A 19753-nucleotide genomic window follows, 5' to 3' on the forward strand; every position below is an offset into this window, starting at 1 on the left:
GAGATTATGGCTGAATATGACTTCGACGTCCTCGTGATCGGTGCCGGCCCCGGCGGCTATGTCGCCGCGATCCGCGCTGCGCAGCTGGGCCTCAAGACCGCCTGTGCCGAAGGGCGCGAGACGCTGGGCGGCACCTGCCTGAACGTCGGGTGCATCCCGTCCAAGGCGCTGCTGCACGCGTCCGAACTGTATGAGGAGGCGACCGGCGGTCACCTCGCCAAGTTCGGCGTCGAGATCCAGGGTGCGACTCTCAACCTCGACCAGATGCATGCCGAAAAGAAGAAGGCGGTCGGCGAGCTGACTGGCGGCATCGAATATCTGTTCAAGAAGAACAAGGTCGAATGGCTGAAGGGCTATGCCGCGTTCGAAAACGACAACACGGTCAAGGTCGGCGGCCGCACCGTCACCGCACGCGACATCGTGATCGCAACGGGGTCGAGCGTCACCCCGCTGCCCGGTGTGCAGGTCGACAATGATGCGGCGATCATCGTCGATTCGACCGGTGCCCTCGCCCTGCCCAAGGTGCCCGAGCATCTGGTGGTGATCGGCGGCGGCGTGATCGGCCTCGAACTCGGCAGCGTGTGGCGTCGCCTGGGTGCCAAGGTCACCGTGGTCGAATATGCCGACCAGATCCTGCCCGGCTTCGATGGCGAAGTCCGCAAGGAATCGGCCAAGCTGTTCAAGAAGCAGGGCTTCGACCTCAAGACCTCGACCAAGGTTACCGGCGCATCGGTCGATGGCGGCACCGCCACGCTGACCGTCGAACCGGCGGCGGGTGGCGAAGCGACGACGATCACGGCCGACGCGGTGCTGGTGTCGATCGGTCGCCGCGCGAATACCGAAGGCCTCGCGCTCGACAAGGCGGGCCTGTCGGTCAACCAGCGCGGGCAGGTCGATATCGACGACGAGTTCCGCACGAAGGTCGACGGCATCTGGGCGATCGGCGACGTGGTCCATGGCCCGATGCTGGCGCACAAGGCCGAGGACGAAGGCGTCGCGGTCGCCGAGTTCATCGCCGGGCAGACCGGCATCGTGAACCACGACGTCATCCCGTCGGTGGTCTACACCATGCCCGAAATCGCCGGCGTCGGCCTCACCGAAGAGGCTGCCAAAGAAAAGGGCGAGATCAAGGTCGGCAAGTTCCCCTTCGCCGCCAACAGCCGCGCCAAGACCAATCGCGACACCGACGGCTTCGTGAAGGTCATTGCCGACGCAAAGACCGACCGCGTGGTCGGCGTGTGGATCGTCTCCAGCCTTGCCGGCACGATGATCGCACAGGCGGCACAGGCGATGGAGTTCGGCGCGACCAGCGAGGACATCGCCTATACCTGCCACGCACACCCGACCCACGCCGAGGCGCTGAAGGAAGCGGCGATGGCGGTGCAGGGCAAGCCGATCCACATCTGATCCGACACGCTTCGGCAGGTATCGGGGGGCGGGGCATGGCGACATGCTCCGCCCTTCCCATGTCAGGACACGCGCCGCCCTGCGTGGTTAGGAAGTTGTAAAATCTTGTCGCCTAGGCTGGCCCCCAAGGATTCGATGGGGTGGCAAGCGTGAACGCATTCGGACGGCGCAGCGGAGTGGGTGGATCGGGTGGCAGGCCATCGTTCGGCGTCGCCCGCCCCATGCAGGGATCGGGACCGGCGCGTCCGGCCGATCTGGACATCGCACCCCAATTCCCGCCGCTGGGCCAGGTGCCGCTGCCCGGCGGCGACCTCGAACCGATGCCGGGCGAACAGTCCGGTGCGATGCCACAGGGCGTCGGCGACGCGATGCAGCGCCTCGCCGACCGGCAGGCGCTGTCGGGTGAGGCAGGGAACAGTCGGGTTGAGGGGTTCGAAACCTCGATCCACCGGATCAAGGAACAGGTGCTGCCCCGCCTGCTCGAACGCGTCGATCCCGAAGCCGCCGCGACGCTGACCAAGGACGAACTGGCCGAGGAATTCCGCCCGATCGTGGGCGAGGTACTGGCCGAACTTAAACTGACACTCAACCGGCGCGAGCAGTTCGCGCTGGAAAAGGTGCTGGTCGACGAGCTGCTGGGCCTGGGGCCGCTCGAGGAATTGCTGGCCGATCCGGCGATCAGCGACATCATGGTCAACGGCCCCGAACAAACCTTTGTCGAGCGCAAGGGCAAGCTGGAACTGGCCAACATCGCGTTCCGCGACGAGGAGCATCTGTTCCAGATCGCGCAGCGCATCTGCAACTCGGTCGGCCGCCGCGTCGACCAGACGACGCCGCTGGCCGACGCCCGGTTGAAGGACGGCAGCCGCGTCAACGTGATCGTACCGCCCCTGAGCCTCAAGGGCACCGCGATCTCGATCCGTAAATTCTCGGCCAAGCCGATCACCATCGACATGATGGCCGGCTTCGGATCGATGAGCACGAAGATGGCGACCGCGCTGAAGGTCGCCGGGGCCAGCCGCTTCAACATCGTGATTTCCGGCGGTACCGGCTCGGGCAAGACGACGATGCTCAACGCCCTGTCGAAGATGATCGACCCCGGCGAGCGCGTGCTGACGATCGAGGACGCCGCCGAACTGCGCCTGCAACAGCCGCACTGGCTGCCGCTCGAAACCCGCCCGCCGAACCTCGAGGGGCAAGGCGAGATCACGATCCGCGATCTGGTGAAGAACGCGCTGCGTATGCGCCCGGACCGGATCATCCTGGGCGAAATCCGTGGGTCGGAGTGTTTCGACCTGCTCGCCGCGATGAACACCGGCCACGACGGATCGATGGCGACGCTCCACTCCAACTCCCCGCGCGAATGCCTCGCGCGTATGGAGAACATGGTGATGATGTCGGACATCAAGGTGCCGAAGGAGGCGATCAGCCGCCAGATCGCCGATTCGGTCGACCTGATCGTGCAGGTGAAGCGCCTGCGCGACGGGTCGCGCCGCGTGACCAACATTACCGAGGTGATCGGGATGGAAGGCCCGGTGATCGTGACCCAGGAACTGTTCAAGTTCGAATATCTGGACGAGAGCGCCGACGGCAAGATCATCGGCGAATATCGTTCGATGGGGATGCGCCCCTACACGCTGGACAAGGCCAAGCAATATGGTTTCGACCAGGCGCTGCTGGAGGCTTGCCTGTAGCGTCAGCCATCTGGCCGCCCTACAGTCCACGCGTGATCCTCCGCCTGCTCCTCGCGCTGCTGCTGTGCGCGCCCGTCGCCGCCCCTGCGCAGGGCCTGCTGGCCGCCGATGCGGAGGCGCGCTGGGTGCCCTTCACGCTCACCAGCGCCAATCACCTGCGCTTTGCAATGACGATCGATGGCGTCGCGGCGCAGGCGCTGCTCGACACCGGCCTCAACCACAGCGCGGTCAGCCGCGAGTTCGCACGGCGCGCAAAGCTGTCCGTCGATACGCAGGATGCGGCGTCGGGCATCGCGCTGGGCGGCGCGATCCGCGTCGACTGGGCCGCGACCAAGACGGTCGCGTTCGGCGCGTTCAGCCGCAGCGGCGGCCGGGTGGCGGTGATCGACCTGCCCAAATTGCTGGCCAGCGCGTCGGGCGATGCCGAGGTGCTGGTCGGCACCGACCTGATCGCGCCCAATGCGATCGACATCGACTTCGCCAATCGCCGCTTCCGCCTGTTGCCGAGCGGTCGGATGCCCTTTGCGGGAACGCGCGTGCCGATGACGTTGCAGGCGGGCAGCGGGCTGTACCTGACCGAAGCGACGCTGGGGAAGCACCGGGTCCGCCCGCTGCTGGTCGATACCGGCGACGGCGGATCGCTCAGCATCGCGCGGAACCAATGGCGTGCGGCCGGGATCAAGGGTGCGCGCGTCACCTCCACCATCGCGTTCGGCGCGGGCGGGGTGGTCGATGCCGGGCTGACCGTGACCGACCAGGTGGCGCTGGGCGGCGTGCCGACCGGGCCGATCGAACTCCGGATCGAGGGCGATGGCGGGTTCACGAAGCAGGTCCGCGTCGCCGGGCGGGTCGGTACCGGGCTGCTGCTGCGCTACCGCGTGCTGCTCGACCCCGCCGCCGGGCAGATGGTGGTCACCCCCAACCCCAATGCCCCGGCCCCGCCGCTCAAATCGACCAGCGGGCTGCTGCTCGGCTACGACCGCGCCCGGTTGCGCGTGCTGCATGTGATGGCGGGCGGCCCGGCGGCGAAGGCCGGCTGGAAGGCGAACGAACTGATCTGCACCGTCGACGGCAAGCCCGTATCGCTTACCCCCGATGGCGGGGTCGATGTCCGCTGGGGCACGGATACGCCCGGCCGGGTGGTGAAGCTGGCGCTGTGCGACGGGACCGAACGGTCGCTGACACTGGCCAGCTTTTATTGACGTTCGGCCCGGCAGGGCACGAACCGCGTGAGGCGTCAGCATTCCTTGGTTGACGTCGTACGAGACCGGCTATTTCAACGCCATCGCCGCCGCGAATACGACCACGAGCACCGCGATCAGCTGCACCAGCGTCCACGGCACCCAACCGACCCGATCGGGATTGCGGCGCAGCGTACGGCGGCGTTCCGCCAGTATCGACACCGCAAAGAGCATCGCCGCCACGCCCGCAATCGTCCATAACAGCCTGTGTGCGTCGTCCACCCGTTCCTCCCGTCAAGGAATTTCCCCATGCGTCGAACCGCCCTGTTGCTGCCAGCCCTAAGTGTCGCGCTGGTCGCTCTCTCCCCCGCCCCGGCACAGGCACCGCGCGGGGCGCTGGCCGGCGCGATCGCCTCACCGCTGCGCAGCCCGGCCAATGTCGCGCGCGATCGCTATCGCCATCCGGCCGAAACGCTGGCGTTCTTTGGCGTGAAGCCGACCGATACCGTGGTCGAAATCTGGCCGGGCAATGGCTGGTACAGTGAAATCCTGGCACCGATGCTGCGCGAAAAGGGCCGCTATATCGCTGCCGGCCCGCTGCCGCGCACCGCCGAAATGGTAACGAAGCTGCAGGCACGCGATGCGACCGCCTTTGGCAAGGTACAGGTCGTGGCCTTCCCGGCCGCTGCCGGAACGGCTGGCGTGCCCGATGGCGTGGCGGACAAGGTGCTGACCTTCCGCAACGTCCATAACTGGCGCTTCGGCGGCACCGATCAGGCACAGGCGGCCTTCAACGCAATGTTCCGCATGCTGAAGCCGGGCGGCCTGCTGGGCGTGGTCGAACACCGCCTGCCCGAAGCGCGCGACGCGGCGGCCGAGGAGAAATCGGGCTATATGAAGGAAAGCTCGGTCATCGCCTTTGCGACCAAGGCCGGGTTCAAGCTGGCGGGCAAGTCGAACGTGAACGCGAACCCGAAGGACACCGCCGACTGGCCACAAGGCGTCTGGACGCTGCCGCCGACCTATCGGCTGGGCGACACCGATCGTGCGAAATATGCCGCGATCGGCGAGAGCGACCGGATGACGCTGCGGTTCGTCAAGCCGAAGTGAGGGCGGGGGGGCGGGGCACCACCCCGCCCCGCCCCGTTCATCCCAGCTTGTCCACCTTGTCCTGCAACCGGGCGAGTTCGGCGCGCAACGCGGCCATCTCATCGGTCTTGGCCGGCGCTTCGGCCGTGCCGGTCGCCGGGGTCGGCGCGGCGCCTGCTGCACCGGCTGCTCCGGCCGCACCTGCCGCGCCGGGCTGGAACGCATGGGCTGCCGCTTCGAACATCGCGAGGTTGCGCTTGGCGATCTCGGCGAAGGGCGAATGGGCGAACGCACCTTCGACCGCGGTCTTGAACTGTTCCTGGTTGCGGCGGAAGCTGTCCATCGACGCCTCCAGATAGCCCGGCACCATCGCCTGCATCGAATCACCGTACAGCGTGATGAGTTGCCGCAGGAAGCTGACCGGCAGCAGCGTCTGCCCCCGGCTTTCCTCTTCCATGATGATCTGCGTCAGCACATTATGGGTTATATCGTCGTCGGTCTTCGCATCGACCACCTTGAAGTCGCGATGCTCGCGCGTCATCGCCGCCAGATGTTCGAGCGTGATGTAGGAGGACGTCTCGGTATTGTAGAGCCGGCGATTGGCGTATTTCTTGATGATGACGGGGCTGCCGTCGGCCGCTGCCTTCTTCATGGGAAAAACCTTTGCGCGAAAGATGACAGGATGGGTACACCGCTTGATACCGCGCCGCAACACGGGCCACGCCCGCTGCCGCTCTTTCTGTCGATGCTGCGCAGCGAAACGCTGAACGACCCCGATCGCCGCGCCCGCGCACTGGCGGGATTGCGAGCATACCAGGACGCACCGCGCCTGCCGGCGACGCCGATGCCGGACGCCGTGGCGCGCGACGGCCGGATCGTGCTGCGCGACTATGGCGGGGCCGGGCGACCGGTGGTGGTGATCCCGTCGCTCATCAATCCGCCGTTCGTCCTCGACCTGGCACCCGACAATTCGCTGCTGCGCTGGCTGGCGGGACAAGGGCTGCGGGTGCTGATGGTCGACTGGACCACGCCGGTGCCGGGCGACCGGGCGATGGACCTTGCCGATCATGCGCAGGCGGTGGCGCGGCTGTGCGCGACGCTGGACGAACCGCCGTTGCTGGTGGGCTATTGCCTGGGCGGGACCATTGCGCTCGCGGCTGCAGCGTTCGTGCCTGTGGCCGGCATTGCGCTGATCGCGACGCCGTGGCGCTTCGACGGGTTTGGCGATGCCGGGCGTGCCGCGATCGCCAAGGTGTGGACCGCCGCCCAGCCGACCGCCGAGCGGCTGGGGCTGCTGCCGATGGAATTGCTGCAGTCGATGTTCTGGCAGATCGATCCGGCGCGAACGGTCGAAAAGTTCGTGCAGTTCGCCGATCTCGACCCCGTCGCCCCGGCGGGGCAGGCGTTCGTCGCGCTGGAGGATTGGGCCAATGGCGGCGCGCCGATCCCCTATGCCGCAGCGCGCGAGCTGTTCGACGATCTGTTCGATGCCGACCTGCCCGGCCGGGAGCGCTGGTGCGTCGATGGCCGGATCGTCGCGTCGCGCCCGCCGGTGCCGATGGTCGAATTCGTCGCCGAGAACGACCGCATCGTCCCCGCCGCCAGCGCGATCGGCCTGCCCGACCGGCGGATCGTGCCGGCGGGACATGTCGGCATGATCGTCGGCCGCCGCGGCCGTAGCGTCCTGTGGGAACCGCTTGCGCACTGGCTAAGCGGCGTGCCGCGCAGTAGAGAGCAGCCAAACCCTTAGGGAAAAGGATTGCCCATGTCCGAAGTCGTCATCGTTGCCGCCAAGCGCACTCCCGTCGGCAGCTTCCTCGGGGCCTTTGCCACCGTGCCCGCGCACGAGCTGGGCCGGCAGGCGATCGCCGCCGCGCTGGATCAGGCCGGTGTCGCCCCGGAGGATGTCTCGGAAGTGATCCTGGGCCAGGTGCTGACCGCCGGGCACGGCCAGAACCCGGCGCGGCAGGCATCGATGGCAGCCGGCCTGCCCAAGGAAGTGCCGGCATGGGGCATCAACCAGGTCTGCGGATCGGGCCTGCGCGCGGTGGCGCTGGCGGCGCAGGCGATCCAGACCGGCGATGCGACTATCGTGGTCGCCGGCGGACAGGAGAGCATGTCGCTCGCCGCGCACGCGGTGCAGCTGCGCGCCGGTACCAAGATGGGCGACGGCACCATGGTCGACACCATGATCAAGGACGGCCTGACCGACGTCTTCAACGGCTATCACATGGGCATCACTGCCGAAAACCTTGCGGCGCAGTATGAACTGACCCGCGGCGAGCAGGACGAATTCGCCGTCCGCTCGCAGAACCGTGCCGAAGCCGCGCGCAGCGAAGGCCGCTTCGCCGAGGAGATCGCCCCGGTCACGATCAAGGGGCGCAAGGGCGATACGATCGTCGACCAGGACGAATATATCCGCGCCGGCGCGACCATCGACGGCGTGTCGGGCCTGCGCCCCGCGTTCAAGAAGGACGGCACGGTGACCGCCGCCAACGCATCGGGCCTGAACGACGGCGCCGCCGCGCTGGTCGTGATGTCGGCCGACGAAGCCGCCAAGCGCGGCCTCGAACCGCTGGCAACGATCAAGAGCTGGGCAACCGCCGGCGTCGATCCGTCGATCATGGGCATCGGCCCCGTCCCCGCCTCGCGCAAGGCGCTCGAAAAGGCCGGCTGGAGCGTCGACGACCTCGATCTGGTCGAAGCGAACGAAGCCTTTGCCGCACAGGCGCTGGCCGTCGGCAAGGACATGGGCTGGACCGCCGACAAGGTGAACGTGAACGGCGGTGCGATCGCCATCGGTCACCCGATCGGTGCTTCAGGCGCCCGCGTGCTGACGACGCTGCTGTACGAGATGAAGCGTCGTGACGCGAAGAAGGGCTTGGCGACGCTGTGCATTGGTGGCGGCATGGGTATTGCGATGTGCTTGGAGCGGTAAAGGTAGCGTAACAAACTGTTGCTGCGCAGCATTATTATAACGTTCATTAGACATATTGTTGTTTAGTGTCAGTGCTGCGCAGCACTGTTTCATTCATGTGACATTCATGCAACTGCAGCTCAACTGTATTGTATCGGTGCGCGCCGCCCCCTTGCGTGGTATCCAATAATCCATTGTTCTGTCCCTGTCGGATCGGGTTTTCCCGATGCACATAACGGGGCCAAAATCATGAAAATCCACCGCTGGTTCGGTGCGACGACGCTCGCGTCGTGCGCGCTTATTCCTCACATTGCGTTCGGGCAGACCACCGAAGCTGGTCGCCAGGCCGATCCAACCGAAGTCTGCGCTCCGGGCGATACCGCCTGTCTGGCGGAAGAGCGCGCGAAGGAGTCGGCCAGCAACGTCGACACGATCGTTGTCACCGGATCACGTATCCGCAACCCGAACCTGACCTCGCCGGAACCGATCACGACGTTCAGCAGCGCGCAGCTTCGCGAACGCAACTTCACCAACGTCGCAGACGCGCTGAACGAACTGCCCGGTGTGCGCGGCAGCATCACGCCGCAGGGCGGGCAGGGTTTTGGTCAGGGCACCAATTTCATCAACATCCTGAACCTCGGATCGAACCGCACCCTGACGCTGTACAACGGCCGCCGGTTCGTCAGCTCGAACGTCGCGACGATCTTCACCAATGCTGCCGCCGGAACGCAGGTCGACACCAATATCATCCCCAGCATCCTGGTCGACCGCATTGACCAGTTGAGCATCGGCGGCGCGCCGATCTATGGTTCGGATGCGATCGCCGGAACCATCAACATCACGCTGCGGTCGCGGTATGAGGGTCTGGAGCTGAGCGCCACCAGCGGGATTTCGGAGCAGGGCGACAACCAGAATCTGAACTTTTCGGGCATCGCGGGACGCAGCTTCCTCGATGATCGCCTGAACATAACCGTTGCCGCATCGCACGACGATCTCAAGGGCATGGTCTACAACGACCGTGAGTTCCTGCGTCGTCGCATTGGCGGTGCCACCAACCCATCGGCGGCGCAGTCTGCGGCGCTGCGTCCTGGCGGGATCGGGCCGGGGGGCGACGGTCGTCTGAACCCCAATTACGGCTTCAACAACAGCCAGACCGACGGCAATCCCGGTACGGTGCTGATCCGTAACGTCAACATCCCGTTCCTGACGCCAGGCGGCCTGATTACGGCCACCAACCTTGCAACCGGTAACCCACTTAATCCGGCGGTTCCGTTTGGGGTGGCGACTGCCAATGGCCTGCAATTCTCGGCGAACGGCAACCTTGTGCCCTTCAATCAGGGTATTGTGTTCCCTGGCACGTCGGGTTCGGGCGGCGACGGTTTCCGGTTCTCCGACTATACGCAGATCACCTCCGATCTGCGCCGTACGACGCTGAACGGTTTCATCACGTTCAAGGCCACTGATCAGGTCGAACTGTTTGCAGAAGGAACTTATTTCAAATCGCGCGCCGACGAGCTCACGCAGCAGCCAACGTTCAACTCCTCGCTGTTTGGCGGGTTGGCTGCTCCGGTAACCTATAGCGTCAACAATCCGTTCTTGAACGATCAGGCGCGGGCGCAGCTGACCTCGCGTGGCGTCACCACTTTCCAGGTCTCGCGCGCATCGGACGATCTTGCCGATCTTACCGGATATAATGAAACCGACGTCGCTTATGGCGTGGCCGGCATTCGCGGCAATTTCCGCTTCCTTGGCGGCGATTTCGATGCCGAGGTCTATGGTTCCTATGGCCGAACGCGCAGCAACGATTACGGTCAGGATCTGAACGCCCAACGCTTCATCAACGCAACGAACGTTGGGCGCGATGCAGGCGGCAACATCGTCTGCACGACAGCAGCGACCCGTACCGGCGGCAACGGCTTTGCCGCCCCCGGCGGCACGCCGATTGCTGATTCGGCCTGCGTCCCACTGAATCTGTTTGGTCGCGGTGCCGCATCGCAGGCAGCCCGCGACTATGTCATCGAACAGTTCGTGACGCGCAGCCGTCAGGAACAGACGGTGTTTAACTCGAGCATTTCGGGTACGACCGGCGACATCTACGGATCGGGCGGCATCGGCCTGAACGTCGGTTACGAATACCGGCGTGAAGAAGCGAGTTTCACGCCGTCGGATTTCCAGCAGCAGGGTCGCGGCCGCTCGGTGCCGATCACCGCTCTGTCCGGATCATATGAGCTAAACGACATCTTCGGCGAAGTCGTTCTTCCGCTCGTCTCACCGGAACTCGGCTGGTCGTTCCTGCATCAGGTGCAGTTGACCGGACGCGGGCGGTATTCGAACAACTCGATCAACGGCGGCTTCTTCGCCTATACGGGTGGTGCCAACATCGCACCGATCGAGGATGTCATGTTCCGCGGTACCTATACGCGGTCGTTCCGTTCGCCGGGCATCACCGAACTGTTCTTGCCGCAGGTCAACACCTTCTCGACCGTTCCCGACCTGTGCCAGCCGGCGAGCCGCAATGCCGGCCCGGCTCCTGCGGTTCGTGCCGCCAATTGCGCAGCGTTCATCGCGGCGTTCCCCAACACCGACTTCAACACGCCGGACCCGGCGTCGCTGGCGACGGTTTTCGCGCGGTCGGGCGGCAACCCCAACCTGGAGAATGAAGAAGCCCGCAGCTTCAGCTACGGCGTCGTCCTCCAGCCACGGTTCCTGCCGCGCTTCTCGATCACGGCGGATTATATCAACATCTCGCTCCGCGGGCCGATCGCCAACCTGTCGGTCGCGCAGATCGTGTCGGGCTGCTTCGACAATCCGTCGTTCAACGCCAGCGACGTGTTGAATGCCAACAGCTTCTGCTCGCAGGTTCTGCGTGATCCGACCACCGGTCGCGTGGTCAACAATCCGTCGACGCCGGCCGTGACCAGCGGCTTCGTCAACGGACAGCGGCTTGAAGTCAGCGGCATTCAGGGCACGCTGAACTATTCTCTGCCGATGTCCGGCGTCGGCCTGGACGGAACGCTGAGCTTCGGTACCGACCTGACCTATGTCGATCGCCGTCTGAACGACGTTACCGGCGTCGGTGCGGCGAATTCGCAGGGCGTCATCGGTGATCCGCAGCTCGCTGGGCAGCTGCGGGTCCGCTATGTCGAGCGGAACTTCGGTTTGAATACCACGGTCAACTTTGTCGGCCAGCAGCTGTTCAATCGACTGAACCGTGCGCAAGGCGTTGCGGGTAGCGGAACCGACGCCCGCGAACTGGACAAGCTCGACGCTTATGCGGTCGTCAACATGGGTGTGTTCTTCGACCCGGCGGACAATTTCCGCTTCACGGTCGCCGTCAACAACCTGTTCAATCGTCAGGGTCAGGAATATTATGGCGAGCTGCACCCCAGCTCGTACAACGACCTGATCGGCCGCCGCTTCAACGCGAGCGTGCGCGCCAACTTCTGATCCTCCACAATAGGATCCGAACAACGGGGCCGCCTCCTTGTGGGGCGGCCCTTTTTTTGTGTTTCCCGCGCCGTGGTGGCAAAGACCCGCTCGGCCGCTATGACGATGCGGCGAGCCACAGGGGGAAGAGCGGACATGACCATCGACCGACTGGTGCCCGACCAGGAAATCGCAACGATGGGTCGCGCCGCCCGCTCCGCCGCGCAGGCGCTCGCTACCACGCCGACCGCCGCCAAGGCCGCAGCGCTGCGAGCCGCCGCCGCGGCGATCCGGGCCGATGGCGATGCGATCCTTGCCGCCAATGCGCAGGATGTTGCTGCGGCAGAAGCGAACGGCCTGTCCGGCGCGATGCTCGATCGGTTGCGGCTCGATCCCACCCGGCTGGAGGCGATGGCGGCGGGGGTCGAGGCGGTGGCAGGGCTGTCCGATCCGGTTGGCGACGTGATCGATCGCAGCGAACGACCGAACGGACTCACGCTGTCGCGCGTGCGTGTACCGATCGGGGTAATCGGCATCATCTATGAAAGCCGCCCCAACGTCACCGCCGATGCCGGCGCGCTGGCGGTGATGGCAGGCAACGCCGCGATCCTGCGCGGCGGTAGCGAGGCGATCCACAGCAACCGTGCGATCCATGCCGCGATGGCGCGCGGGCTGGCCAGCGCCGGCCTGCCCGATGGCGCGGTACAGTTGATCCAGACGACCGATCGCGCGGCAGTCGGCGCGATGCTAACGGCGGAGGGGGTGATCGACCTGATCGTGCCGCGCGGAGGCAAGAGCCTGGTCGCGCGGGTGCAGGCCGAGGCGCGGGTGCCGGTGCTGGCGCATCTCGACGGGCTGAACCACAGCTATGTCGACCGGTCCGCCGATCCGGCGATGGCGGAGGCGATCGTCATCAATGCCAAGCTGCGGCGCACCGGCGTATGCGGCGCGACCGAGACGCTGCTGATCGACCGCGCCTATGGCGACCCGCTGCCGGTCCTGACCGGGCTGATCGCTGCCGGATGCGAACTGCGCGGCGACGCCGAGGTGCAGGCGCTCCATCCCGATATCCTCGAGGCGAACGCCGACGACTGGGACACCGAATATCTCGATGCCATCCTGTCGGTGAAACTGGTCGATGGCGTCGACGACGCGATCGCGCATATCGCCGCACACGGCTCGCATCACACCGATGCGATCATCACCGAGGACGCCGCGACCGCCGAACATTTCCTGGCGCGGGTCGATTCGGCGATCGTGATGTGGAACGCCTCTACCCAATTCGCCGATGGCGGCGAGTTCGGGCTGGGCGCGGAGATCGGCATTGCGACCGGGCGGCTGCACGCGCGGGGGCCGGTCGCGCTGGAGGGGCTGACGACATACAAATGGATCGTGCGGGGGAGCGGCCAGACCCGCCCTTGATGGCGGCGGGTGCGGGGCATAGGTTGTGGGCATGGAAAAAACCTCGCTGACCGCAACCATCGACGTCGCGACTGCCGCCATCGTGCAACGGCTGGCAACGGCGCGCGGTCAATCGATCGGCGATGTGGCCGCCACGCTGTTGCACGATGCCGCGATGTCCGAAGAGCGGTTGCTGGACGCAGCACAGGTCGGGCTGGACGACCTGCGGCATGGCCGGACGATCCCGCATGAGGTCGTGATGCGGGAACTGGATGCGATGATCGCCCGCCACCGCGCGCGATGCCCGGACTGATCTGGACCGCTTCGGCGCTCCGCGACCTGGCCGATCTCGACACCTATCTGATCGAGCAGGATGCCGGTTCGTCGGCGGTTCGAATCCTCGATAGTGTTTCCGCCGCGGCCGGTCGACTGTGCGAATATCCCGGCATCGGCCGGTCGCTCGGCGAGAATGTCCGGGTCTGGCGGGTCTTTGGCACCCCCTATGTGCTTCTCTATACCATCGAGCAGGAGGAGGTGGCCATTGTGCGCGTCTTGCACGAACGCCGAAACTGGCGGGACGACGGGTTTTCACGGGCATGAGCCGCATCGGCCTGCTCGGCGGATCGTTCAATCCCGCGCACAAGGGGCATCGCCGGGTGTCGCTGGCGGCGAAGCGTGCGTTGGCGCTGGACGAGGTGTGGTGGCTGGTGTCGCCGGGCAATCCGCTGAAACCCGCCGCCGGCATGGCGCCGCTGGCCGCGCGGCTCGCCTCGGCGCGGCGCGTCGCGCGCCACGCGCCGATCCGCCCGACCGCGATCGAGCGGCGGCTGGGCACGCGCTATACCGTCGACACCTTGCGCAAGCTGGTGCGGCTGTACCCGCAGCATCGCTTCGTCTGGTTGATGGGCGCGGACAATCTGGCGGACTTTCACCGCTGGCGCGACTGGCGCGGAATCGCGCGGACGGTGGCGATTGCGGTGATCGCGCGTCCGGGCTATGAGGGTAAGGCCCTCGCTAGTCCTGCGATGGGTTGGTTGCGGCGCCATGCGCGGCCCGCAGGCCAGGCGAAACGATGGACGATGTGGAGTTTGCCGGCACTGGTCCGTTTGCGCTTCCGTCCCGATCCGACGTCGGCGACCGCAATCCGCGCCGCCGATCCCGCCTGGCACCGCCGGATGATCCCGTCCGACCGGTCCGGCGCACAGGCCCCTGAAAGCTGATGAACTTGCCGACCCCTACCGACCCGACCGATGCCATGACCGAGACCGAAGCGCTGCATCGCATGGTGCTCGCCAGCCTCGACGACGACCAGGCGGTCGAAACGGTGTCGATCCCGCTCGCCGGCAAATCGAGCATCGCCGATTACATGGTGATCGCCAGCGGCCGGTCGAGCCGGCAGGTGGCGTCGATGGCGCAGAAGCTGGCCGAACGGGTGAAGGCCGAATTCGGCCGTCCGTCGCGCATCGAAGGGCTGCCGACCGCCGACTGGGTGCTGATCGACACCGGCGACGTGATCGTCCACCTGTTCCGCCCCGAAGTCCGCACCTTCTACAATCTGGAGCGGATGTGGGCGTTCGGCGATACGCTGAACCCGACCGCGCACGCCTGATCCCGGTCGCCCGTGCTGCTGCATATCGTCGCGCGCGGGCGGATCGGGCGTAGTCCCGAGGGGGAGCTGATCGACCGCTATCTGAAGCGGGTCAGCTGGCCGACAAAGATCACCGAACTGCCCGATACCGGGGGCAGGATGCCGCCGGTCGAACCCGGCACGCGCATCGTGATGCTGGATGAAAAGGGCCGCGACCTGCCGTCGCTGGCGTTCGCGACACAGCTGGGCCGCTGGCGCGACGATGGCGTGCGCGAGACGCGGTTCCTGCTGGGTGCGGCGGACGGCTTCGACGATGCGCAGCGGGCGCAGGCCGACCTGTTGCTGGCGTTCGGCAAGGCGACATGGCCGCATCTGATGGCCCGCGCGATGCTGGCCGAACAATTGTGGCGCGCGGCCAGCATCCTTGCCGGCCACCCATACCACCGCGAAGGATGAGGCGCGCGGTCGCCCTGATCGCCGCACTCGCCGCGCTGGCCGGGGCGGCGGCGTGGGGGCGGGACGATCCGGTCGCCGCCGGGCGCGAGCGACTGTCGGCCGCCCGCCGCGACGCGGCCGAGGCCGCCATACGGTCCCGGCGACTGGAGCAGGCGGCCCGTGCCGCCCGCGCGGGGGCGGAACGGACCCGGGCGGCGCAGGCCGCGCTGGCGGCGCGAATCGCCGCGGCGGAGGCGGACGCACGGGCGGCACGGGCGCGGGTCGCGCTGGTCGGCGAACTACTTGACCGGCGCCGTTCCGATCTGGCGGCGGGGCAGGCGCCGGTCGCGCGGCTGGTAGGGGCGCTGCAATCGCTCGCCACGCGGCCGGCATGGCTGGCGGTGGCGCAGCCGGGATCGACCGACGATCTGGTCCATGTCCGTGCGGTATTGGGGACGGTGGTGCCGGTGATGCAGCAGCGTACCGCCGCCGTCCGCGTGCGCGTGGCCGATGCCGCGCGGCTGCGGTCGCAGGCCGGCATCGCGCTGTCGGCGCTGGCCGCCAGCAATGCGCGGCTGGAGGGCGAACGCCTGTCGCTGGTGCGGGCGGAGGCGGCGCAGCGGTTGCGATCACGCGCACTGGCCCGCGGGGCGATGGTCGAATCGGATCGCGCGATCGCGCTGGGTGAACAGGCGCGCGATATCGTCGACCGGCTGGAGGAACTGGGCGAGGCGAGCGACACGCGCGCCGCGCTGGCCGCGCTGCCCGGCCCCCTGCCCCGCCCCGAAGGCACGTCGTCGCCCCTGCCCCCGCCCGCCTATCGCCTGCCAGTGCGGGGCACGGTCGCCACCGGATTTGGCGAAATCAGCGACAGCGGGGTGCGGGCGCGCGGGCTGACGCTGACCGTCGCCCCCGGTGCGCTGGTCCTCGCCCCTGCGCCGGGCCGGATCGCGTTCAGCAAGCGGTTTCGCGGGTATCGCCGGGTCGTGATCCTCGACCATGGCGATGGCTGGACGACCACCGTCACCGGGCTGGCGGCCAGCGTGGGCCCGGTCGACGGGCGGGTGGTCGCCGGCACGCCGATCGGTCGCGCGCCGATGGGTGACGCACCGCCGGTCACGATCGAGCTGCGCCGGCGCGGCGTGCCGGTCGATCTGGCGGCGATGCTGTAGGGCAGCCGACAACACTCCTCAGAAATGTCAACAGCCGCGTAACCGTATATTATCCGAATCCAGTCCATAGCGTACCGAACGACACGATTCGGAAGGACCGCAGCATGCACTCGATCAACCGGATGGTTTTGGCGGCAATCGCCGCCATTGCGCTGCTGGTACTCGGTTCCGCCGGGGCGAGTGTCTGGTCCAACGGACAGCAGGCGGACGCCCGTGCGAACATCACGCGCGGATCGGCGCTGCTGCGCAACCACATGACCGCCGACATGATGCACGACACGGTTCGCGGTGACGTGCTGTCGGTACTGCGCGCGGCATCGGCCGGCGACCTCGATCTCGCCGAGAACCGCCGGGCGCTGGTCGAGGATTCGGCTGCGCTGCGCAAGGCGTTGCAGGCCGATGCCGCCTATAGCGATGCTCCGGCGGTCGTGGCGCAGGCCCGCCGGATCACCCCGCTGGTCGATGCCTATATCGACACCGCCGGGCGTATCGCCGATGCCGCCGCCGTCGACCCGGCGCGGGCCTCCGCGCTGCTGCCGGGGTTTCTCGAAGCCTTCGATAAGCTGGAGGGCGGCATGAGCACGCTGTCCGACGCGATCGAATCGCACCTGCGCGACGTCGGTGAACAGGCGACCGCAACCGCAACCTTCGCCAAGCTGCTGCTGGCCGCCACCACCATCGCGACTTTCGGCGTCATCCTGGCCATCGGTTTTGCCACCCGCCGCTTCGTGGTGGCGCCGCTGCTCGCGCTGGTCGGCACGTTGCAGCGCATGACGTCGGGCGACATGGCCGTCACCATTCCCGTCAACGGGCGGCGCGACGAACTGGGCCAGCTGGCCGGCGCGACGCGCGACCTGCGCGACCAGCTGATCGCGGCCGAACGCGCCAAGGGGGAGCAGACGACGCTGATCGTCGACAGCTTCGGCACGGCGCTGGCACGGCTGGCCGAGGGGGATCTGGTCTCGCGCGTCGATGCCGACCTGACCGGCCCGTTCGCGCGGATCAAGGCGGACTTCAACGCCGCCGTCACCGCGCTGCAGACCACGCTCTCCACCGTGACCGAGGCGGCGAGCAGCATCAACAACGGCGCCGACGATATCCGCCAGGCGTCCGACGACCTATCGCAGCGCACCGAACAGCAGGCCGCCAGCCTGGAGGAGACGGCGGCGGCGATGGACGAGATCACCTCGACCGTCCGCGAAACCGCCGCCGGGGCGGCACAGGCCAACCGGATCGTCGGCGAGGCACGCCACGAGGCCGACCAGTCGGGCGAGATCGTCCGCCGCGCGGTCGAGGCGATGCGCGGCATCGAACACGCCTCTGCCGAGATCAGCGATATCATCAGCGTGATCGACGGCATCTCGTTCCAGACCAACCTGCTGGCGCTGAACGCCGGCGTCGAGGCCGCGCGCGCGGGCGATGCGGGCAAGGGTTTCGCCGTCGTCGCAAGCGAGGTGCGCGCGCTGGCGCAGCGATCGGCGGACGCGGCCAAGGACGTGAAGACCCGCATCACCGCGTCGTCGACCCAGATCGGCACCGGGGTGCAGCTGGTCGGCGAAACCGGCGAGGCGCTGGCCCGGATCATCAACCGCATCGGCGAGATCGACGGGCTGGTCGCCAACATCGCCGCCTCCGCCGAACGGCAGGCGACCGGCCTGCACCAGATCAATACCGCCGTGTCGGAAATGGACGGCATGACGCAGCAGAATGCGGCGATGGTCGAGGAAGCGACGGCGGCGGTGCGCAGCCTCGCCTCCGATGCCGATGGCATGACCCGGCAGATCACCAGCTTCCGCCTGGGCAACACCCCGCCGCGCGCTGCACCTGCCCGCCAGGCACCGTCCCGCCTGACGAGCGTGGTCCCGATGCGACCGCGCGTGGCGGGCAATACCGCGCTGGCCATGGAGGAGGATGACTGGTCGTCGTTCTAAAGCGCTGTTCGACGCTGGCGGCGCGCTGTCGGGGCGAACCCGGCCCTTTCCGGGGTGACGGCCAGTCCTGCGCGCGCCGTCAGACAGCGCTTTGATCGCGGCACGTTTTACCGCTAGTGTGGCAAACGTACCGCAGTCGAAAGTATCCTGACGTTTATGCGTATGTCCCGTTCGTTTCTTCAGGCCACCGCCATCGTCGGCGCGATGGCGCTGGTTCCCGTCGCCACCGGTGCGATGGCGCAGGCCGATGCCGGCAGCTTCCGCGAACTCGACAATTTCATGGACGTCTATAACCGCGTAAAGGCGAGTTACGTCGACAAGGTGGACGACAAGACGCTGATGGAAGGGGCGATGCGCGGGATGCTCGCCGCGCTCGATCCGCATTCCAGTTACCTGGATGCCAAGGATTTCGAGAATCTGCGCATCGCCACGACCGGCAATTATTCGGGCCTGGGCCTCTCGGTCACGCTGGAGGACGGCGCGGTCAAGGTCATTACGCCCACCGAGGATACACCGGCGGCGCGGGCCGGCATCAAGTCGGGCGACTATATCACCCATGTCGATGGCAAGCTGATCGTCGGCGGCACGCTGGACGAGGCGGTTGCGCAGATGCGCGGCCCCACGGGGTCAAAGGTCTCGCTGACCATCGTCCGCCCCGGCCGCGACAAGCCGATCGAACTGACGCTGGTGCGCAGCACGATCGTGCAGAAGCCGGTGAAGTGGGAGGTGAAGGACGGCATCGGCGTCATCAACATCAACACCTTCAGCGAGACGACCGGCGCCGATACCCGCGCCGCGATCGCCGGGATCGACAAGGCGCTGGGCCACAAGCCCGAGGGCTATATCATCGACCTGCGCGACAATGGCGGCGGGCTGCTGAACCAGGCGATCGAGGTGTCCGACACCTTCCTGGCGCGCGGCGAGATCGTGTCGCAGCGCGGACGCGACAAGGCCGATACCGAACGCTATTTCGCCGAGGAAATGGTGCCGGGCGATCTGGCGCAGGGGCTGCCGATCATCGTGCTGACCAATCCGGGCACGGCATCGGCGTCGGAAATCGTCGCCGGTGCGCTGCAGGACCATCACCGCGCGATCGTGATGGGCGAACGCAGCTTCGGCAAGGGATCGGTCCAGTCGATCTTCGACCTGTCGAAGAACACCGCCGTCCGCCTGACCACCGCGCGCTACCACACGCCGTCGGGCCGGTCGGTACAGGAAGGGGGCATCGACCCCGACCTGAAGGTGCCGCAGATTTCCGACCCCGATTACAAGAGCCGGCCGGTGTATCGCGAGGCCGATCTGCGCCGTCACCTGGTCAACGAAGCCGGGGTCGACGACAAGACGCTGACCGAGGATACGAAGGACGATCCGCGCTTCGCCGAAACCGCCGAATCGCTCAAGAAGCGCGGGATCGACGATTTCCAGCTCTATTATGCGCTCCAGACCATGGGCCGCGTCGGACCCACCACGCGGATGGCGGCAGCGCCGGCGGCCAAGCCGGGCAAGCGCTAA

18 protein-coding genes are annotated in these 19753 nt (G+C 66.9%); 16 read left to right on the forward strand and 2 right to left on the reverse strand.

Annotated elements, in window-relative coordinates:
- Positions 1–6 precede the first annotated feature (6 nt).
- The 3 genes from lpdA to ASE58_RS11815 all read left to right on the forward strand — a co-directional run bounded on the left by lpdA (position 7) and on the right by ASE58_RS11815 (position 4303).
- Positions 7–1407 carry a dihydrolipoyl dehydrogenase gene (gene lpdA, locus ASE58_RS11805; protein ID WP_055821507.1) on the forward strand — a complete coding sequence of 467 codons (1401 nt, stop codon included), beginning with the start codon at positions 7–9 and terminating at the stop codon, positions 1405–1407.
- 149 nt (positions 1408–1556) lie between these two features.
- A complete protein-coding gene (locus ASE58_RS11810; RefSeq protein WP_235511802.1) occupies positions 1557–3101 on the forward strand; it encodes a CpaF family protein in 1545 nt (514 codons plus the stop codon).
- A gap of 32 nt (positions 3102–3133) precedes the next feature.
- Entirely contained in the window at positions 3134–4303 is a 1170-nt protein-coding gene (locus tag ASE58_RS11815; RefSeq protein WP_055757644.1) for an aspartyl protease family protein, read from the forward strand.
- 69 nt (positions 4304–4372) lie between these two features.
- Here the strand turns inward: ASE58_RS11815 and ASE58_RS11820 are convergent, their stop codons facing one another.
- The gene (locus ASE58_RS11820) at positions 4373–4564 is read right to left on the reverse strand and encodes a hypothetical protein (RefSeq protein WP_055821510.1); all 192 of its coding nucleotides are present in this window, start codon (positions 4562–4564) and stop codon (positions 4373–4375) included.
- A 27-nt stretch (positions 4565–4591) separates the two neighbouring features.
- On the opposite strand from ASE58_RS11820, the gene ASE58_RS11825 reads away from it, so the two are divergent.
- On the forward strand, positions 4592–5392 hold the full coding sequence (locus tag ASE58_RS11825) for a class I SAM-dependent methyltransferase (protein WP_055821512.1): 801 nt from the start codon (positions 4592–4594) through the stop codon (positions 5390–5392).
- 37 nt (positions 5393–5429) lie between these two features.
- Here the strand turns inward: ASE58_RS11825 and phaR are convergent, their stop codons facing one another.
- Positions 5430–6023, reverse strand: coding sequence for a polyhydroxyalkanoate synthesis repressor PhaR (gene phaR, locus ASE58_RS11830; protein WP_055821515.1), 594 nt, complete (start codon positions 6021–6023; stop codon positions 5430–5432).
- 30 nt (positions 6024–6053) lie between these two features.
- Between phaR and ASE58_RS11835 the strand changes: the two genes are divergently transcribed.
- The 12 genes from ASE58_RS11835 (at position 6054) to ASE58_RS11890 (ending at position 19753) form a co-directional block, all read left to right on the forward strand.
- A complete protein-coding gene (locus ASE58_RS11835) occupies positions 6054–7121 on the forward strand; it encodes an alpha/beta fold hydrolase (RefSeq protein ID WP_235513605.1) in 1068 nt (355 codons plus the stop codon).
- A 15-nt stretch (positions 7122–7136) separates the two neighbouring features.
- A complete protein-coding gene (locus ASE58_RS11840; RefSeq protein WP_055821518.1) occupies positions 7137–8309 on the forward strand; it encodes an acetyl-CoA C-acetyltransferase in 1173 nt (390 codons plus the stop codon).
- 228 nt (positions 8310–8537) lie between these two features.
- On the forward strand, positions 8538–11735 hold the full coding sequence (locus tag ASE58_RS11845) for a TonB-dependent receptor domain-containing protein (RefSeq protein ID WP_055821521.1): 3198 nt from the start codon (positions 8538–8540) through the stop codon (positions 11733–11735).
- A 135-nt stretch (positions 11736–11870) separates the two neighbouring features.
- Positions 11871–13136, forward strand: a complete 1266-nt coding sequence (locus tag ASE58_RS11850) for a glutamate-5-semialdehyde dehydrogenase (RefSeq protein WP_055821524.1) — start codon at positions 11871–11873, stop codon at positions 13134–13136.
- A 31-nt stretch (positions 13137–13167) separates the two neighbouring features.
- Positions 13168–13428, forward strand: a complete 261-nt coding sequence (locus ASE58_RS11855; protein WP_055821528.1) for a hypothetical protein — start codon at positions 13168–13170, stop codon at positions 13426–13428.
- Entirely contained in the window at positions 13416–13715 is a 300-nt protein-coding gene (locus ASE58_RS11860; RefSeq protein WP_055821531.1) for a type II toxin-antitoxin system RelE/ParE family toxin, read from the forward strand. The genes ASE58_RS11855 and ASE58_RS11860 overlap by 13 nt, the downstream gene beginning before the upstream one ends.
- Positions 13712–14335, forward strand: a complete 624-nt coding sequence (locus ASE58_RS11865) for a nicotinate-nucleotide adenylyltransferase (RefSeq protein WP_055757625.1) — start codon at positions 13712–13714, stop codon at positions 14333–14335. Before ASE58_RS11860 ends, ASE58_RS11865 begins: the two co-directional genes overlap by 4 nt.
- A 35-nt stretch (positions 14336–14370) precedes the next feature.
- Entirely contained in the window at positions 14371–14724 is a 354-nt protein-coding gene (gene rsfS / locus ASE58_RS11870) for a ribosome silencing factor (protein ID WP_055759176.1), read from the forward strand.
- Positions 14725–14736: 12 nt separating this feature from the next.
- Positions 14737–15159 carry a 23S rRNA (pseudouridine(1915)-N(3))-methyltransferase RlmH gene (locus tag ASE58_RS11875; protein WP_055757623.1) on the forward strand — a complete coding sequence of 141 codons (423 nt, stop codon included), beginning with the start codon at positions 14737–14739 and terminating at the stop codon, positions 15157–15159.
- Entirely contained in the window at positions 15156–16310 is a 1155-nt protein-coding gene (locus tag ASE58_RS11880) for a murein hydrolase activator EnvC family protein (protein ID WP_082467992.1), read from the forward strand. The genes ASE58_RS11875 and ASE58_RS11880 overlap by 4 nt, the downstream gene beginning before the upstream one ends.
- Before the next feature lie 104 nt (positions 16311–16414).
- Positions 16415–18241: a methyl-accepting chemotaxis protein gene (locus ASE58_RS11885; protein ID WP_055821534.1), complete on the forward strand. Its 1827-nt coding sequence runs from the start codon at positions 16415–16417 to the stop codon at positions 18239–18241.
- Positions 18242–18403: 162 nt separating this feature from the next.
- Positions 18404–19753 (forward strand): S41 family peptidase, encoded by a 1350-nt coding sequence (locus tag ASE58_RS11890; protein ID WP_055821537.1) that lies wholly within the window; start codon positions 18404–18406, stop codon positions 19751–19753.

It is taken from the genome of Sphingomonas sp. Leaf9, from assembly GCF_001421355.1.
In the GTDB taxonomy this organism is placed as follows: domain Bacteria; phylum Pseudomonadota; class Alphaproteobacteria; order Sphingomonadales; family Sphingomonadaceae; genus Sphingomonas.

Bases quoted from the DNA above. Each gene is read 5' to 3' on its own strand.
- ASE58_RS11880 (WP_082467992.1), top strand. From the start codon at position 15,156: ATGAGGCGCGCGGTCGCCCTGATCGCCGCACTCGCCGCGCTGGCCGGG.
- ASE58_RS11885 (WP_055821534.1), top strand. From the start codon at position 16,415: ATGCACTCGATCAACCGGATGGTTTTGGCGGCAATCGCCGCCATTGCG.
- phaR (WP_055821515.1), bottom strand. From the start codon at position 6,023: ATGAAGAAGGCAGCGGCCGACGGCAGCCCCGTCATCATCAAGAAATAC.
- ASE58_RS11890 (WP_055821537.1), top strand. From the start codon at position 18,404: ATGTCCCGTTCGTTTCTTCAGGCCACCGCCATCGTCGGCGCGATGGCG.
- ASE58_RS11835 (WP_235513605.1), top strand. From the start codon at position 6,054: ATGGGTACACCGCTTGATACCGCGCCGCAACACGGGCCACGCCCGCTG.
- lpdA (WP_055821507.1), top strand. From the start codon at position 7: ATGGCTGAATATGACTTCGACGTCCTCGTGATCGGTGCCGGCCCCGGC.
- ASE58_RS11865 (WP_055757625.1), top strand. From the start codon at position 13,712: ATGAGCCGCATCGGCCTGCTCGGCGGATCGTTCAATCCCGCGCACAAG.
- ASE58_RS11825 (WP_055821512.1), top strand. From the start codon at position 4,592: ATGCGTCGAACCGCCCTGTTGCTGCCAGCCCTAAGTGTCGCGCTGGTC.
- rsfS (WP_055759176.1), top strand. From the start codon at position 14,371: ATGACCGAGACCGAAGCGCTGCATCGCATGGTGCTCGCCAGCCTCGAC.
- ASE58_RS11860 (WP_055821531.1), top strand. From the start codon at position 13,416: ATGCCCGGACTGATCTGGACCGCTTCGGCGCTCCGCGACCTGGCCGAT.
- ASE58_RS11845 (WP_055821521.1), top strand. From the start codon at position 8,538: ATGAAAATCCACCGCTGGTTCGGTGCGACGACGCTCGCGTCGTGCGCG.
- ASE58_RS11855 (WP_055821528.1), top strand. From the start codon at position 13,168: ATGGAAAAAACCTCGCTGACCGCAACCATCGACGTCGCGACTGCCGCC.
- ASE58_RS11850 (WP_055821524.1), top strand. From the start codon at position 11,871: ATGACCATCGACCGACTGGTGCCCGACCAGGAAATCGCAACGATGGGT.
- ASE58_RS11840 (WP_055821518.1), top strand. From the start codon at position 7,137: ATGTCCGAAGTCGTCATCGTTGCCGCCAAGCGCACTCCCGTCGGCAGC.